General features: G+C 72.5%; 14 protein-coding genes. 3 read left to right on the forward strand and 11 right to left on the reverse strand.

What is annotated here, in order from left to right:
- Window positions 1-18 precede the first annotated feature (18 nt).
- Window positions 19-636, forward strand: a complete 618-nt coding sequence (locus tag ACWEVS_RS09040) for a bifunctional 4-hydroxy-2-oxoglutarate aldolase/2-dehydro-3-deoxy-phosphogluconate aldolase (protein ID WP_449922642.1) — start codon at window positions 19-21, stop codon at window positions 634-636.
- A 13-nt stretch (window positions 637-649) separates the two neighbouring features.
- Here ACWEVS_RS09040 and ACWEVS_RS09045 read toward each other — a convergent pair whose 3' ends face one another.
- Both ACWEVS_RS09045 and ACWEVS_RS09050 read right to left on the reverse strand, forming a co-directional pair.
- A complete protein-coding gene (locus ACWEVS_RS09045) occupies window positions 650-1,624 on the reverse strand; it encodes an acetylxylan esterase (protein ID WP_449922644.1) in 975 nt (324 codons plus the stop codon).
- Window positions 1,625-1,713: 89 nt separating this feature from the next.
- Window positions 1,714-2,619 carry a LysR family transcriptional regulator gene (locus ACWEVS_RS09050; RefSeq protein ID WP_452550713.1) on the reverse strand — a complete coding sequence of 302 codons (906 nt, stop codon included), beginning with the start codon at window positions 2,617-2,619 and terminating at the stop codon, window positions 1,714-1,716.
- A gap of 62 nt (window positions 2,620-2,681) precedes the next feature.
- On the opposite strand from ACWEVS_RS09050, the gene ACWEVS_RS09055 reads away from it, so the two are divergent.
- Window positions 2,682-3,656 carry an aldo/keto reductase gene (locus tag ACWEVS_RS09055; protein ID WP_449922647.1) on the forward strand — a complete coding sequence of 325 codons (975 nt, stop codon included), beginning with the start codon at window positions 2,682-2,684 and terminating at the stop codon, window positions 3,654-3,656.
- A gap of 40 nt (window positions 3,657-3,696) precedes the next feature.
- On the opposite strand, the gene ACWEVS_RS09060 is transcribed toward ACWEVS_RS09055, so the two are convergent.
- Together ACWEVS_RS09060 and ACWEVS_RS09065 are read right to left on the reverse strand one after the other, a co-directional pair.
- Complete coding sequence (locus ACWEVS_RS09060; RefSeq protein ID WP_449922649.1) at window positions 3,697-4,773, reverse strand: Gfo/Idh/MocA family protein; 1,077 nt, start codon at window positions 4,771-4,773, stop codon at window positions 3,697-3,699.
- Window positions 4,770-5,456 (reverse strand): sugar phosphate isomerase/epimerase family protein, encoded by a 687-nt coding sequence (locus tag ACWEVS_RS09065; RefSeq protein WP_449922651.1) that lies wholly within the window; start codon window positions 5,454-5,456, stop codon window positions 4,770-4,772. The genes ACWEVS_RS09060 and ACWEVS_RS09065 overlap by 4 nt, the downstream gene beginning before the upstream one ends.
- A 44-nt stretch (window positions 5,457-5,500) precedes the next feature.
- On the opposite strand from ACWEVS_RS09065, the gene ACWEVS_RS09070 reads away from it, so the two are divergent.
- Window positions 5,501-6,472, forward strand: a complete 972-nt coding sequence (locus tag ACWEVS_RS09070) for an adenylate/guanylate cyclase domain-containing protein (protein WP_449922653.1) — start codon at window positions 5,501-5,503, stop codon at window positions 6,470-6,472.
- Window positions 6,473-6,491: 19 nt separating this feature from the next.
- Here the strand turns inward: ACWEVS_RS09070 and ACWEVS_RS09075 are convergent, their stop codons facing one another.
- The 7 genes from ACWEVS_RS09075 to ACWEVS_RS09105 all read right to left on the reverse strand — a co-directional run bounded on the left by ACWEVS_RS09075 (window position 6,492) and on the right by ACWEVS_RS09105 (window position 13,420).
- The gene (locus ACWEVS_RS09075) at window positions 6,492-7,454 is read right to left on the reverse strand and encodes a S66 peptidase family protein (protein ID WP_452550714.1); all 963 of its coding nucleotides are present in this window, start codon (window positions 7,452-7,454) and stop codon (window positions 6,492-6,494) included.
- On the reverse strand, window positions 7,451-8,344 hold the full coding sequence (locus ACWEVS_RS09080; protein ID WP_449922657.1) for an ABC transporter ATP-binding protein: 894 nt from the start codon (window positions 8,342-8,344) through the stop codon (window positions 7,451-7,453). The genes ACWEVS_RS09075 and ACWEVS_RS09080 overlap by 4 nt, the downstream gene beginning before the upstream one ends.
- Window positions 8,341-9,306 carry an ABC transporter ATP-binding protein gene (locus ACWEVS_RS09085; protein WP_452550716.1) on the reverse strand — a complete coding sequence of 322 codons (966 nt, stop codon included), beginning with the start codon at window positions 9,304-9,306 and terminating at the stop codon, window positions 8,341-8,343. Before ACWEVS_RS09085 ends, ACWEVS_RS09080 begins: the two co-directional genes overlap by 4 nt.
- Complete coding sequence (locus ACWEVS_RS09090; RefSeq protein ID WP_452550717.1) at window positions 9,299-10,117, reverse strand: ABC transporter permease; 819 nt, start codon at window positions 10,115-10,117, stop codon at window positions 9,299-9,301. Before ACWEVS_RS09090 ends, ACWEVS_RS09085 begins: the two co-directional genes overlap by 8 nt.
- Window positions 10,114-11,121 (reverse strand): ABC transporter permease, encoded by a 1,008-nt coding sequence (locus ACWEVS_RS09095; protein ID WP_449922661.1) that lies wholly within the window; start codon window positions 11,119-11,121, stop codon window positions 10,114-10,116. The genes ACWEVS_RS09090 and ACWEVS_RS09095 overlap by 4 nt, the downstream gene beginning before the upstream one ends.
- Window positions 11,114-12,949 (reverse strand): ABC transporter substrate-binding protein, encoded by a 1,836-nt coding sequence (locus ACWEVS_RS09100; protein ID WP_452550719.1) that lies wholly within the window; start codon window positions 12,947-12,949, stop codon window positions 11,114-11,116. Before ACWEVS_RS09100 ends, ACWEVS_RS09095 begins: the two co-directional genes overlap by 8 nt.
- A gap of 168 nt (window positions 12,950-13,117) precedes the next feature.
- Complete coding sequence (locus ACWEVS_RS09105) at window positions 13,118-13,420, reverse strand: antibiotic biosynthesis monooxygenase family protein (protein WP_354913363.1); 303 nt, start codon at window positions 13,418-13,420, stop codon at window positions 13,118-13,120.
- Between the last annotated feature and the right edge of the window lie 40 nt (window positions 13,421-13,460).

A 13,460-nucleotide genomic window follows, 5' to 3' on the forward strand; every position in this document is an offset into this window, starting at 1 on the left:
TGTGGACGGGGGCTCCCGGTGCGTGACTTCCGGTGGCGGCTGACCGAACGCCTGGTGGCCGACCGCGTGATCGGCATCATCCGCGCACCGTCCGCCGAGACGGCCGTCACGTACGGCAGGCGGCTGTCGGCCGCCGGGCTTGCCGCCGTCGAGGTGTCGCTGTCGACGCCCGGCGCGCTGGCCGCCGTCCGCGAGCTGGCCACCGGCGCGCTCGTCGGCGCGGGCACCGTGCTCGACGCGGTCCAGGCCGGAATGGCGATCGAGGCGGGCGCCCGCTTCCTGGTCTGCCCCACGCTCGACGCGGGCGTGATCCGCGCGGGCCACCGCCACGGCGTGCCGGTGGTCGCCGGAGCCCTGACGCCGACCGAGATCGTCAGGGCGCTGGAGGCCGGCGCCGACCTGGTCAAGCTGTTCCCCGCGACGCAGAGCTCCCCGCAGGCGCTGCGCGACATCCTGCAGGCGCTGCCGCAGGCGCCGATCGTCCCGACGGGCGGGATCAGCGCCGCCACCGCGCCCGAGTGGATCGCCGCGGGCGCGGTGGCCGTCGGCATCGGCGGCGAGCTCACCCGCGGCGCGCCGCGCGAGGCCCCCTCACGCGTCCACGGCCTGCTCGCGGCGCTCCGCGCCGCCCGCTGACGATCCGTGCCGACTAGGCCAGGAGTTTGGCCACGTACCTGAGCTGCTCCTCCCGCTGGAAGCCGCCGCCGCCCTCGTGGTTGTTCCACGGCCAGACGGTGATCTCCTTGTCCGCCTGCCAGTGGTTGTAGGCGGCGAACACCGTCGAGGGCGGGCAGACGTCGTCCATCAGCGCCACCGAGTACAGCGCCGGCACCTGGCCGCGCGCGGCGAAGTTCAGGCCGTCGAAGTAGGACAGCGTGCGGAACACGGTGCCGGCGTCGGCCCGCTGGGTGGCCAGGAAGCGGACGATCTCCTGGTAGGGGTCGCGGCCGGTGATCTCGACCGCCCTGCGGAAGTGGGTGAGGAACGGGACGTCGATCAGCGCCCCCCGCACCGTGGGACGCAGCGCGGCGACCGCCTGGGCGATGCCGCCGCCCTGGCTGGCGCCCGACACCACGATCCTGCCCGCGTCGACGGCCGGGTGGCCCGCGGCCACGTCCACCGCCCGCACGGCGTCGGTGAACACCCGCCGGTAGTAGTAGTCGGCGGGGTCGAGGATGCCTCTGGTCATCATGCCGGGCGCCTGCGGCGACCGGCCGCCGTGCGGGTCGGCGGTGGCGCCGGGGCTGGTGGGGCTGTGCGCGCCCTGCCCGCGGGTGTCGACCACCAGGACGGCCAGGCCCGCGGCCGGCCAGGTGAGGTGGTCGTGGGGGAAGCCCCTGCCGCCCGAGTAGCCGATGTACTGCACCATGCAGGGCAGGGGGCCCTCGGCCCCGCGCGGCACGATCAGCCACGCGTTGATCCGGTGGCCGCCCCAGCCGGCGAAGGAGGTGTCGTAGACGTCCACGGCGGTCAGCGGGATGTCGTAGGGCGTGAACGAGGGAGCCAGATCGTGCTCGGCGGCCTCGGCGAGAGTGTCGCTCCAGAACGCGTCGAAGTCGGCGGGCTCGTCACGCTCCGGGCGGTACTCGCGCAACCGGTCGAGGGGGAGGTCGAACAGGGGCACAGGGTCTCCCGAAGGTCAGAGGTCAACTCCTGACATTCCACCTCACCCGTCACTGAAAGCGCTATCCGGACTCCCGCCCTGCGCCATGATCAGCCGTCCGCGCCGTGCGGGTCCTCCGGGCCGTGCGGGCCGTCCGGGCCGACCACGGCGGCCAGCGCCTCCAGGAAGGCGGTCACCGCGGGGCGGTGGTCGCCCGCCCGCCACCCGATGGCCAGGCGGGCCGGCGACAGCCCGCCGACCGGCCGGCTGACCAGCCCAGGACGCTTGTACAGCTGGGCGTTGCCCTCCGCCAGCAGGACCAGGCCCAGCCCGGCCAGCACCGCCTCGAAGACCTCGTCGGCCGAGCTCGCCTCCGCGCCGACGACCGCGTCGGGCCTGCCGAGCCAGAACTCCCTCATCGGCCCCGCCGCCGCGGGCAGCGCGACGAACGGCTCGTCCCTGAGGTCGGCGAAGGCGATCTCCTCCCGGCCGGCCAGCGGGTGCGCCTCCGGCAGGGTGACGAAGCGCTGCTCGGTCGACAGCACGAAGGTCGCGATCCCCTCGGGCGCGGGCAACCACAGGAAGGCCACGTCCGAGGTGCCGTCGGCCAGTCCCGCGCTCGGGTCCTCCCACCCGACCACGCGCAGCGACACCGTCCAGCCCGGCATGCGTTCCCTGAAGCGGCGCAGCGCCTCGGCCTGGATGCCCCTGCCGACGGCGGTCTGCAGGCCGACGACGAGCGTTCCCGTGGGGGCGGCCTGCCGTACCAGGTCGAGACCCTCGTCCCACCGGGCGAGCAGGTCGCGGGCGACGGGCAGCAGCGCCGCCCCCTGGCGGGTGAGCGCCAGGCCGCCCGGCACCCGGTCGAACAGCGTGCAGCCGATCTGCCGCTCGAGCGCCCTGAGCTGCTTGGACAGCGCGGGCTGGGAGACGAAGAGCCGCTCGGCCGCCCGTGTCACGTGCAGGTCCTCGGCGGCGGCGACGAAGTACCGCAGCTCCCGCAGATGGATGTCCATAACCATCGGTTATACCGGCATGTCTTGGACCGGCCCGGACCCGGGGGCGGATGCTCGGAGACATGAGAACTCTTGGCACGCTCACCGTCCCGCCGATCGGCTTCGGGGCGATGGTCCTTTCGCCCGGCATCTACGGGCAGATCGACGACGACTCGGCGCTGACCGCGCTGCGGCACGCCATGGATCACGGCGGCACCCACATCGACACCAGCGACGCCTACGGGCCCGACGGGCACAACGAGCGCCTCGTCGGCAGAGCCGTCAAGGGCAGGCGGGACGAGGTCGTGGTGGCGACCAAGTTCGGGCTGGCCGTCCCGCCCGGGGTGGAGACCCGTTCGATCCCCGTGGGCTACGCCTTCGGCGAGCTGCGCGGCAACGCCGACCCCTCGCTGGTGCGCGGGTACGCCGAGCGCAGCCTGCGCAACCTGGACACGGACGTGATCGACCTGTACTACCTGCACTACCCCGACCCCGGCGTGCCCGTCGAGGACACCATGGGCGCGGTCGCCGACCTGGTCCGGGCCGGTCTGGTACGGCACGCGGGCCTGTCCAACGTGACCGCCGGGCAGCTGCGCGCGGCGCACGCCGTGCTGCCGATCACGGCGGTGCAGGTCGAGTGGTCGATGTGGCGTCCGATCGAGCCGGACCTGCTGGCGACGGCACGGGAGCTGGGCGTCGGCATGGTGGCCTGGAGCCCGCTGGGCTCCGGCTTCCTCACGGGAGGCGTCACCAAGCTCGAGGAGGGCGACTTCCGGCACAACGCGCCGCGCTTCGACCCGGCCAACCTGGCCACGAACAACGACAGGTTCGCGCCGATCAGGACGCTGGCCGTCGAGCTCGGCATCACCCCGGCCCAGCTCGCGCTGGCCTGGCTGCTGCACCAGGACGAGCACGTCGTCCCGATCCCCGGCAGCAGGACGCCCGCGCACATCACCGAGAACCTGGAGACGGCCGGCATCATCCTGCACCCCGACACGCTGGCCCGGCTGGACCGCGCGCTGGCCGGCTTCCAGGCGGTCGGCGCCACGCTGCTGTAGGGCGCGGCAGCACGTGGCGCGACCGCCTCACCAGCCGGGGTCAGCCGGCCGGGTGGTCCTCCCACACCTCGGGAGGGACGAACGTGGAGGTGACGGGGACGAAGCGTCCCTCCTCCGCCGACTGGAGTATCGCCGCCATCACCTCCACCACGTGCGCCGCCAGCTCGCCGGAGGCCCGGTGCGGCCGTCCCGCCGCGATGGCGCGGGCCATCTCGAGCACGCCGATGCCGCGTCCCAGGGTGGTGCCCTCCACCGGTAAGTCGGTCCAATCGGGCGCTCCGGTACGGCGCAGCCGTACCGGGCCGGTGAAGTTGTTCGGGTCGGGCGCGGCGAGCGTGGCCTCGGTGCCGGTGAGTTCGAGGAAGTCGCCGCGGGCCAGCGGCGAGTCGAAGGAGAAGACGGTCGTGGCGCGCTGCCCGCCGGCGAACTCCAGCAGCGCGCTGACGTGGGTGAGCACCTCGACGTCGAAGACGGAGCCGGCCAGCGGGCCTGAGCCGACCGTGCGCCGGGCGTGCGCCCTGCTGCCGTTGGCCGCCACCTTCGTGACGGGGCCGAACAGCACGGCCAGGGCCGTCAGGTAGTAGGGGCCCATGTCGAACAGCGGTCCGGCGCCGGGTTTGAAGAAGAACTCGGGGCTGGGATGCCAGCGTTCGGGGCCGGGGCCCTGCAGGATCGTGATCGCCGACAGCGGCCTGCCGATGGCGCCGTCCGCCAGGGCGCGGGCGACGGTCTGCAGTCCCGCGCCGAGGAAGGTGTCGGGCGCGCAGCCCACCCTGACCCCGGCCCGCTCGGCGGCGGCCAGCAGCTCGCGGCCGGTGGCGGGGTCGAGCGTGAGGGGTTTCTCGTTGTAGACGTGCCGTCCGGCGGCGACGGCCGCCATGGCGACCTCGGCGTGCGCGGCGGGCACGGTCAGGTTGACGACGATCTCGACGTCGGGGTGGTCGAGGACCTGCGACACCTCTCCCGCGACGGGCACGCCGTACTTCTCGGCGGCGGCTCTGGCCCGGTCCGCGTCCAGGTCCGCGCAGGCGACCACGCGCAGCTCGGGCATGGCGGCGAAGTTGTCGAGGTAGCGCCTGCTGATGTTGCCGCACCCCACGATCGCGACACCGGTCACCGGTCCACCTCGCGCAGGTAGGCGAGGGAGTCGGCCAGCGCCTCGAAGATGTCGGTGGCGCACCGGTCGAGCTCGACCACCCGCATGGCCTGCGGCGCGGCGGCGAGGATGTCGGGGATGGGCAGCGTGCCCGCGCCCACGGCGGTCATCGGGTCCTTCAGGTTGGCCGGGCCGTCCTTGACGTGCAGGAACCGCACCCGCTCCCCCAGCCTGCCGAGCAGTTCGGGGACGTCGGCGCCGCCGACCGCGGCCCAGTAGACGTCCACTTCCAGGATCACTCCGGGGTCCAGCAGGTCGGCCAGCGCCTCGAGGGCGTGCCGCCCGCCGACGTGCGAGGCCAGCTCCCAGTGGTGGTTGTGGTAGCCCACGCGCACCCCGCGTTCCGTCCCCCAGGCGGCCGCGGCGTTCAGTGCGTCGGCGGTCCTGCTGATCCCCTCCGCGGTGGTGAACTCCGCCGGGTCCACCATGGGCACGATGAGCGTGCCGGCGATCTTCAGGTACTCCTCCCTGCCGGGGCCCAGCAGCGGGGCGTGCGCGGAGTGGATCTCGAAGCCTTCGACGGGGGTGAGGGTGAACGGCTCGACCGCCTCGTAGCCGAGGGAGGCGAGTCTGGAAAGGGTGGCGGTGGGGTCGGCGGCCAGATGGTCTCGGAGGGTGTAGAGCTGGACGGCATAAGACCTCATGGTGTTGAACGCTAACTACGCCAGGTGTGTGGTGCAATGTCCCCATGACGGTCGACGAGTCCCAGATCGACCTGCTGTCGGAGGCCTTCCTTCGCCAGCCCAGGCGCTACACCAGCCGTCAGGTCGCCGCGATGGCCGGGGTGCCGGTCTACCGCGCGCGGCGCTACTGGCGCGCGCTGGGATTCCCGAACGTCGCCGACGACGCGGTCGTCTTCACCGAGGCCGACGTCGAGGCGCTGAAGACGCTGGTCGCCCTGGTCAGCGACGGCTGCTACGACGAGGAGCACATGCTCCTGGTGACCAGGGCGCTCGGCAGGGCGACGGCGAGCCTGGCCGAGTCCCAGGCCGAGCTGGGCGCCGAGACGCTCGACCTGGCGGGCGTGCCGCTGGCCAAGCGCCCGGAGGCCTGGCGGGCGCGCGCCGACCGCGTGGTGCCCTCCCTGGAACAGCTGCTGGTCTACACCTGGCGCCGCCAGCTCGCCTCGGCCGCGGGCCGCATCGTGGACCAGGAGGTCGGCACCGTACGGCTGGCCGTCGGCTTCGCCGACATGGTCGGATTCACCAGGCTCAGCCGCCAGATCGCGGAGAAGGAGCTGGCGGGGCTGGTGGAGCGGTTCGAGGGCCGGTCGGCAGACGTCGTCACCTCCTCGGGCGGCAGGGTGGTCAAGACGCTGGGCGACTCGGTGCTGTTCGTGGCCGATCTGGCCCGGGTGGCCGCCGAGATCGCGCTGCGGCTGCTGGAGGTGCACGCCCCCGACCGGGCCATGCCCGACCTGCGGGTGGGCCTGGCGATCGGCCCGGTGATCAGCAGGATGGGCGACGTGTTCGGCACGACCGTCAACCTGGCCAGCAGGTTGACGTCGCTGGCGCCCGCCGGTGGCGTCCTGGCCGACCCGGCGCTCGCCGAGGACCTGTCCGCCTCCCCGGGCTTCGCCCTGGTGCCCGCCGAGCCGATGACCGCCAAGGGGCTGGGCGAGCTGCTGCCGTCCGTGGTCCGCAGGGCGCCCCGCGACTGAGGCGCCCCGCGGAGCGCTCTCAGGCCGGGTCGGCTCCGCCGGCCTCGTCGTGGACGGCGGGCGGGGTGAGCACGGGCTCCAGGAAGGTCAACGTGCCGCGCTCGGTGTCGAGGCGGGCCCGCACGCCGATCGGGTAGGTCTGCATGGCGATGCCGTGGCCGATGTCGGCGCCCGCCATGACGGGCACCCCGAGGTCGCCGAGCCGTTCGACCAGCATGCGCTCGACGTCGCGCGGCTCGCCGCAGTCGGTGAAGGTGCCCAGCAGGATGCCCGCCACCCCGTCGCTGTAGGTGGCGCGGCGCAGCTGGGTGATGTAGCGGTCGAGCCGGAACAGCTCCTCGTCGACGTCCTCGAGGAAGAGGATGGCGTCGCGGGCGGGCAGGCTGGTGTCGGTGCCGAGGGAGGCGGCCAGCAGGGTCGCGGTGCCGCCGAGCGTGCGGCCCTCGGCGACGCCGGGCACGACGGTCCTGAAGTCGGGGAAGGTCAGCTCGCGCACCTGCTCGGGGGTGAACAGCAGCTTCATCAGCTGGTCGAAGTCGTACTGTCCCGGTCCCTCGTAGAAGCCGTCGCAGGCGACCATGGGGCCGAACAGGGAGACCCAGCCGAGCTTGGCGGCGAGCGCCTCCAGCAGGGCGGTGACGTCGGAGTAGCCGACCACGACCTTCGGCCGGTCGGCGGGGACGCGCGACCAGTCGACCAGTTCGAGCGTGCGCTGCATGCCGTACCCGCCGCAGGCGCAGAAGACGGCCGCGAAGGAGGGGTCGGCGAGCGCGGCGGTCAGCTCGCGCGCCCGGGTGACGTCGTCGCCGGCCAGGTAGTCGTACTCGGTGCCGCCCATGCGCACGGCGCTGAAGACCTCGGGCTTGAGCCCCACCGTCTCCATGGCGCGCAGACCTCTGTCGAGGTTGGCCTGGTTGGGCGGGCCACTGGCGGCGATCACCGCCACGCGGTCGCCGGGACGCAGAGCGGGTGGACGAATCACGAAATCTCCTCCAAAGGCGTGAGATGGCAGGCGACTCCCGCGAGCACGGGCGGGTCGATCGTGCCGCACTCGTCGGTACGGCTGGGACAGCGGGGATGGAAGCGGCACCCCGCGGGGATGCGGGCGGGGTCGGGCGGTTCGCCCTGCAGCGGCGTCGCCGTGCCCGACGCGGCGGCGAGCATGGCCCTGGTGTAGGGGTGGCGGGGCCTGATCAGCACCTCCTCGACGGTGCCCGACTCGACGATCCGGCCGAGGTACATCACCGCGACCCTGTCGGCGATGTTCCAGGCCAGCCCGAGGTCGTGGGTGACGACCAGGGCCGACATCCCGAGCTCGTCCCTGAGGCCGAGGATGAGCTTGAGAATCTCGCCCCTGACCGAGGCGTCGAGCGAGGCGACGGGCTCGTCGGCGACGATCACCGAGGGTTCGAGGGCCAGCGCGCCCGCGATGACGACGCGCTGCTGCTGCCCGCCGGACAGCTCGTGCGGGTAGCGCCCGAGGTAGTCCTCGGGTGGCCGCAGCCCCGCCCTGGCCAGCGCCGAGGTCACCCGGTCATCCTTCAGCCCGTGCAGGCGGGGGCCCTCGGCGACGGCCGCCCTGACGGTCTGCCGGGGGTTCAGCGCGCCGCCCGGGTCCTGCAGGATGAGCTGGACGTGGCGGCGGTACTCCTTGAGCCGCCGGTAGTCCAGGGGCGCGCCCCGGTAGCGGACCTCGCCGCGCGTGGGCCTGACCAGGCCGACGAGCGCGCGGGCCAGGCTGGACTTGCCGCAGCCCGACTCGCCGACGAGCGCGACGATCTCGCCCTGCCGTACCTCGATGTCGACCCCGTCGACCGCGCGGGCCCGCCCGTAGGCGATCTCCAGCCCGCGCGCCTCCAGCACCGGCGTCATGACGCCCCTCCCTCCAGCACGTGCACGCAGGCCGCCGCGCGACCCTCGCCGCTCGGCCACAACTCCATCGCCCCGGTACGGCACGCGGGCCCCGCAGACTCGCACCGGGGCGCGAACGCGCAGCCGTCGCCGAGGTCGGCGATCCGCGGCGGGTCGCCCGGCAGTCCCTCGGGCGCCAGCCTCGAGGCCGGGTCGCCGATGGTGGGGAAGGCCCTGGCCAGCGCGCTGGTGTAGGGGTGGCGGGGGTCGGCGATCAGCTCCTTGGCCGGGCCCGTCTCGACGATCCGGCCCGCGTACATGACGGCGAGGCGCTCGCACATCTGCGCCAGGACCGCCAGATCGTGGCTGATCATGATGACCCCGATGCCCGACTCGCGGACCAGGTCGCCGAGCAGCCGCAGGATCTGCGCCTGCACCATCACGTCGAGCGCGGTCGTCGGCTCGTCGGCGACGATCAGGTCGGGGCGGCATGCCAGCGCCATCGCGATCATGATGCGCTGCCGCTGCCCGCCGGAGAACTCGTGCGGGTAGTCGCCCGCCCTCCGCGCGGGCACGCCCACCGCCTCCAGCAGTTCGGCGGCCCGCCCGCGCGCGGCCTTCACGCCCACCCTGTCGTGCAACAGGATCGGCTCGCAGATCTGGTCGCCGACCGTGCGGACCGGGTTGAGCGCGCTCATCGCGCCCTGGAAGACCACCGAGACGGCGTTCCAGCGGACGGCCCGCAGCCTGTCCCACCGCGCGGTGAGCAGGTCCTCCCCTTCGAACAGCACCTGGCCGGTGACGCGGGCGGTGGCGGGCAGCAGCCGCAGCAGGCTGAGCGCCATCGTCGACTTGCCGCACCCCGACTCGCCCGCGACGCCGAGCGTCTGGCCGCGCTCGAGCGTGAAGCTCACGCCGCGCACGGCCTGGGCGGCGCCGTCACGGGTGCCGTAGCTGACGGTGAGGTCGCGCACCTCAAGCATGAGCGGACCTCCTGGGGTCGAGCAGGTGCTCGACGGCCCGCCCGGTGAGCGTGAAGCCGAGCACGACGATGAGGATCGCGACGCCGGGCGGCAGCAGGTACCACCATGCTCCCGCGGTGACCGCCCCGCCGGCGAACGCGGCCTGCAGCATGGAGCCCCAGGTCACGCTGGTCGGGTCGCCCAGGCCGAGGAAGGTCAGCGTCGCCTCCGACAGGATCGCCGAGGCGATGGTCAGCGTGCTGGAGACCAGGATCAGCGGCAGGACGTTGGGCAGCACGTGACGCAGCATCACCTGGGCGTTGCCGGCGCCGAGGACCCTGGCCCGCTCGATGAACGGCCTGGCCTCCACGGCGAGCGTCTGGGCGCGGACCAGGCGGGCGGTGGCCGTCCACGAGGTGACGGCGATGGCGATGGTGATGGAGGCCGCGCCCTGGCCGAGCACCGCCGACAGCGAGATGGCCAGCGGGAGGCTGGGCAGCGCGATGAACCAGTCGGTGACGTGCATGAGCGCCTTGCCGATCATGCCCTGGTAGTGCCCGGCCAGCAGGCCGACGGCGCTGCCGAGCAGCACGGTGAGCGCGGTGGCGATCAGCCCGATTGCCAGCGACTCCCGCGCGCCCCAGATGACCAGGAGCAGCACCGAGCGTCCGGCCTGGTCGGTGCCCAGCGGGTAGCCGCCCACGGGCGGCGACAGCTGCGGTCCGGTGACCTTGACGACGTTGAGGTCGGCGTCGCCGATGTAGAGGGGGGCGGTGAGGGCCAGCAGCGCGAAGGCGGCCAGCACGCCCACGCCCCAGAACAGCGACCTCATTGGGCACGCACCCTCGGGTCGAGGAAGCGGTAGGCGAGGTCGGCCAGCAGGTTCATGATGATCACGCTCGCGCTGAAGATGATGAACGTGCCCTGGAGAAGGGGCAGGTCGGGGATCTTGAGTGCCTGGTAGGTGAGGTAGCCGAGTCCCGGCCACGAGTAGACGGCCTCGACGGTGATCGCGCCGCTGACCAGCGTGCCGAGGTGCATGAAGATCATGGTGACCGAGGGCAGCAGGGCGTTGGGCGCGGCGTGCCTGCGGCGCACGCCCCCGTCGGTGAGGCCCTTGGCGCGGGCGGTGAGCAGGTAGGCCGCGCCCCGCTCGTCGATGATCGAGGACCGCATGATCGTCACGTACTGCGCGAAGATCACCAGGACCATGGTGAGGCAGGGCAGCACCAGGTGACGGGCCACGTCGAGCACGTCGGTCCCGGGCAGCGACGGGTCGCTCATCCCACCCGCGGGCAACAGCCCCGGGATGCTGAAGGCCACCAGCAGGATCATGCCGAGCCAGAACGTCGGCACCGACCAGAGGGTGAGCGAGGCGCCCGAGGTGATCCTGTCGAATACGCTGCCCTGCCGCCAGCCGCTGCGCATGCCCAGCCACAGCCCGAGCGCGACCGAGATGACCGCCGAGGTCCCCATGAGCAGCAGCGTGGGGCCGAGCCGATCGGCGACCAGGGTGGAGACCTGCTGCTGGAACTGCCAGGAGTAGCCCAGCTCGCCGCGCAGGGTGTCGCCGACGAAGGACAGGAAGCGCCGCCACAGCGGATCGTCGAGGCCGAGCTGCAGGCGCAGCTGGGCCAGCTGGGCCTCGCTCGTGGGACGGCCCCGGGTGAGGGTCCTGACCGGGTCGGCCGGCATGAGGCTGAAGATGACGAAGCCGATGACGAGCGTGACGAAGAAGCTGACCACGGCGGCGGCGAGCTTCTCGGCGAGGTGGCGGCCGAGGCCGCGCACCGCCGTACCGGAGGCCGCCCCGCCGCGTGACGCGAGGCTACTCACGGTCGCCCGCCGTCTTCCTGCGGCGGACCACCAGCACGCCGCCGACGGCGACGATCACCAGCGCGCCCAGCCCGAGCCACACCCCTGAGCCGCCGCCACCGCCGGCGGCCGGCGCCTTGGCCACGGCAGGCGGGCTGGCCTTGAGGTAGCTCCAGAAGGCGGTCTGCGCCGGGTGGAGCCCCTCGGCGTTCGGCGTGCCGGTGACGATGCCCCGCACGGTGTCGGTGCGGGCCACGTCGAGGGTGTTGGCGTAGTAGAGGATCTGGTCGACGTTCGCCCGGTACAGCATGCGCTGCATCTCCGCGACGATCCCGGCCCTCTCGGCGGGGTCGGCGCTGGTGAGCTGCCGCTCGAACAGGGCGTCGTAGTCCTTGTCGCAGTAGTAGGCCTCGGTGTTGCCGCCGGTGCCGTCGTCCTTCGGCAGGACGGCGCAGGTCTGGATGCCCAGCAGGTAGGTGGGGTCGGGCCCGGTGGTCCAGCCGTCCATCAGGATGTCCCAGTCGCCCTTGGCCAGGTCGCTGTTGAGCGCGCTCATGCTGAGCGGCTGGATGGTCAGCTTGATGCCGATCGCCTGCAGCCAGCCGACGAGGTAGGTGGAGATGGCCGCGTCGGCGGAGTCGTCGGAGTGGGTGCCGAGCCTGAAGGCCAGCAGCTTGCCGCTCTTCGGGTCGACCCGGACGCCGTCGGCGCCCTTGGCGTAGCCGGCGGAGTCGAGCAGCTGGTTGGCCTTGGCGGGGTCGAAGCGCTGCTCCTCCTCGGCGGTGGGCTTCCAGCTCCACTGCGGCCAGGCGGGCGGCAGGTAGCCGTGGCCGAGCTGGCCGAGGCCGTTGATGACCTTGGTGACCAGCGTCGGCTTGTCGATGGCCAGCGCGATCGCGTCACGCACCACCTGCTCGCGCAGCGCGGGGTGGCCCGTCCCGATGGGCTTGCCGCTGCGGGTCTTGGCGCCGGGGTTCAGCTCGATGCCCGTCCAGCCGTTGCCCACCTCCTGGACGGCCAGCAGCGACGGGTCGCCCTTCAGCGCGGTGAACTGGGTCGGGTTGACGCCGTTGATGTAGTCGAGCTGGCCGCTGCGCAGCGCAGCCACGGCCGCGTCCGACTCCTTGAAGCTCTGCTGGACCATGTGGTCGAAGCCGGGCGCGCCGAGCACGAAGTCCTTGTTGGCGTCGAACTTGGCGTACTGCTCGGGCTTGTAGTCGGTGAGCGTCCACGGCCCGTAGCCGACGACGGGGAAGGCGTCGTTCTTGTAGTCCTTCAGCCCCTTCACCTGCGGCTCCCAGACGTGCTTGGGCACGATGGGGATCCCGCTGATCGGGATGCTGACGTACATGACGTTCGCCTGCGGCTTCTTGGTCTTGATCACCAGCGTGGTGGGATCGGGCGCGGTCACCTTCTCGAAGTTGCTGACCAGCGAGCCGTTGGCGGTGCCCGCCACCGTGTCGGTCCTGATCAGCTCGAGGGTCCAGGCGGCGTCCTCGGCGGTGATCGGCCGCCCGTCGCTCCACTTCAGCCCTTCCCGCAGCTTGAAGGTCCAGGTCAGCTGGTCGGGGCCCTGGGTCCACGAGGTCGCCAGGTAGGGTCCGGGCTTGCCGTTCTCGTCGAGGGAGTTGAGCGAGGGGTAGATCGTGCCGAAGATGTCGAGCGCGCCGTTGAAGAAGGCGAGGAAGGGGTTGAGCGTGTCGACGCCCGATCCCGACATCTTCACCCGCAGCGTCGTCTCCCGGGCGGGCGCGGTGGCGGCGGGCGCGGTCGCGGCGGAGGCGGTCGCGGCGGGGACGGCCGCGGTGGTCAGCAGCGCGCAGGCGAGCAGCGCTTTTCCAATCCACATCGGGGTGTGCTCCTCGGGGGGTGGGGATGTAGGAATGCTGGCGACCCGCGAGCATCACCCCAACGATCGTGAACGCTTGTGAGCCTCACCCCTCAACTTTTCGAGGCTGCGCGGCGGCCGGCAGCCAGCCGGCGGCGCCCCGGTGCCAGCTGGCCGGCAGCGGCGGCTTCACCGGTCGTACAGGTCGTGGTGGGTCACCCGAGGCTCCTGCTCCAGCAGGTAGTCGGCGTCGAAGTCGTAGTACTTGGCGACGGTGACGTCGTCGCCCGCGAACGCGGCGACCGACTCCTCGCTGTCCCAGAAGGTGAGCGTGATGAAGTGGGCGACGTCGCCCTCCTCACGACGCAACACGTAGGCGCCCCGGCAGCCCGGCGTCGACCGGTAGTCGGGGATCGCGACCTCCCGCATCAGTCTCAGGTAGTCGGCTGACTTCTCGATCGGGGTGGCGCCGTGCCAGATCCGGGCGATCATGGGTTCCTCCGTACGGGTGCGGTGTCCCTTCATAGATGCC

The sequence above is a fragment of the Nonomuraea sp. NPDC003754 genome (genome assembly GCF_053605785.1).

What these genes read in the sequence shown, in the direction of transcription:
- ACWEVS_RS09100 (WP_452550719.1), bottom strand. Translation starts at nt 12,949, where the DNA reads ATGTGGATTGGAAAAGCGCTGCTCGCCTGCGCGCTGCTGACCACCGCG.
- ACWEVS_RS09070 (WP_449922653.1), top strand. Translation starts at nt 5,501, where the DNA reads ATGACGGTCGACGAGTCCCAGATCGACCTGCTGTCGGAGGCCTTCCTT.
- ACWEVS_RS09065 (WP_449922651.1), bottom strand. Translation starts at nt 5,456, where the DNA reads ATGAGGTCTTATGCCGTCCAGCTCTACACCCTCCGAGACCATCTGGCC.
- ACWEVS_RS09050 (WP_452550713.1), bottom strand. Translation starts at nt 2,619, where the DNA reads ATGGACATCCATCTGCGGGAGCTGCGGTACTTCGTCGCCGCCGCCGAG.
- ACWEVS_RS09085 (WP_452550716.1), bottom strand. Translation starts at nt 9,306, where the DNA reads ATGCTTGAGGTGCGCGACCTCACCGTCAGCTACGGCACCCGTGACGGC.
- ACWEVS_RS09090 (WP_452550717.1), bottom strand. Translation starts at nt 10,117, where the DNA reads ATGAGGTCGCTGTTCTGGGGCGTGGGCGTGCTGGCCGCCTTCGCGCTG.
- ACWEVS_RS09080 (WP_449922657.1), bottom strand. Translation starts at nt 8,344, where the DNA reads ATGACGCCGGTGCTGGAGGCGCGCGGGCTGGAGATCGCCTACGGGCGG.
- ACWEVS_RS09105 (WP_354913363.1), bottom strand. Translation starts at nt 13,420, where the DNA reads ATGATCGCCCGGATCTGGCACGGCGCCACCCCGATCGAGAAGTCAGCC.
- ACWEVS_RS09055 (WP_449922647.1), top strand. Translation starts at nt 2,682, where the DNA reads ATGAGAACTCTTGGCACGCTCACCGTCCCGCCGATCGGCTTCGGGGCG.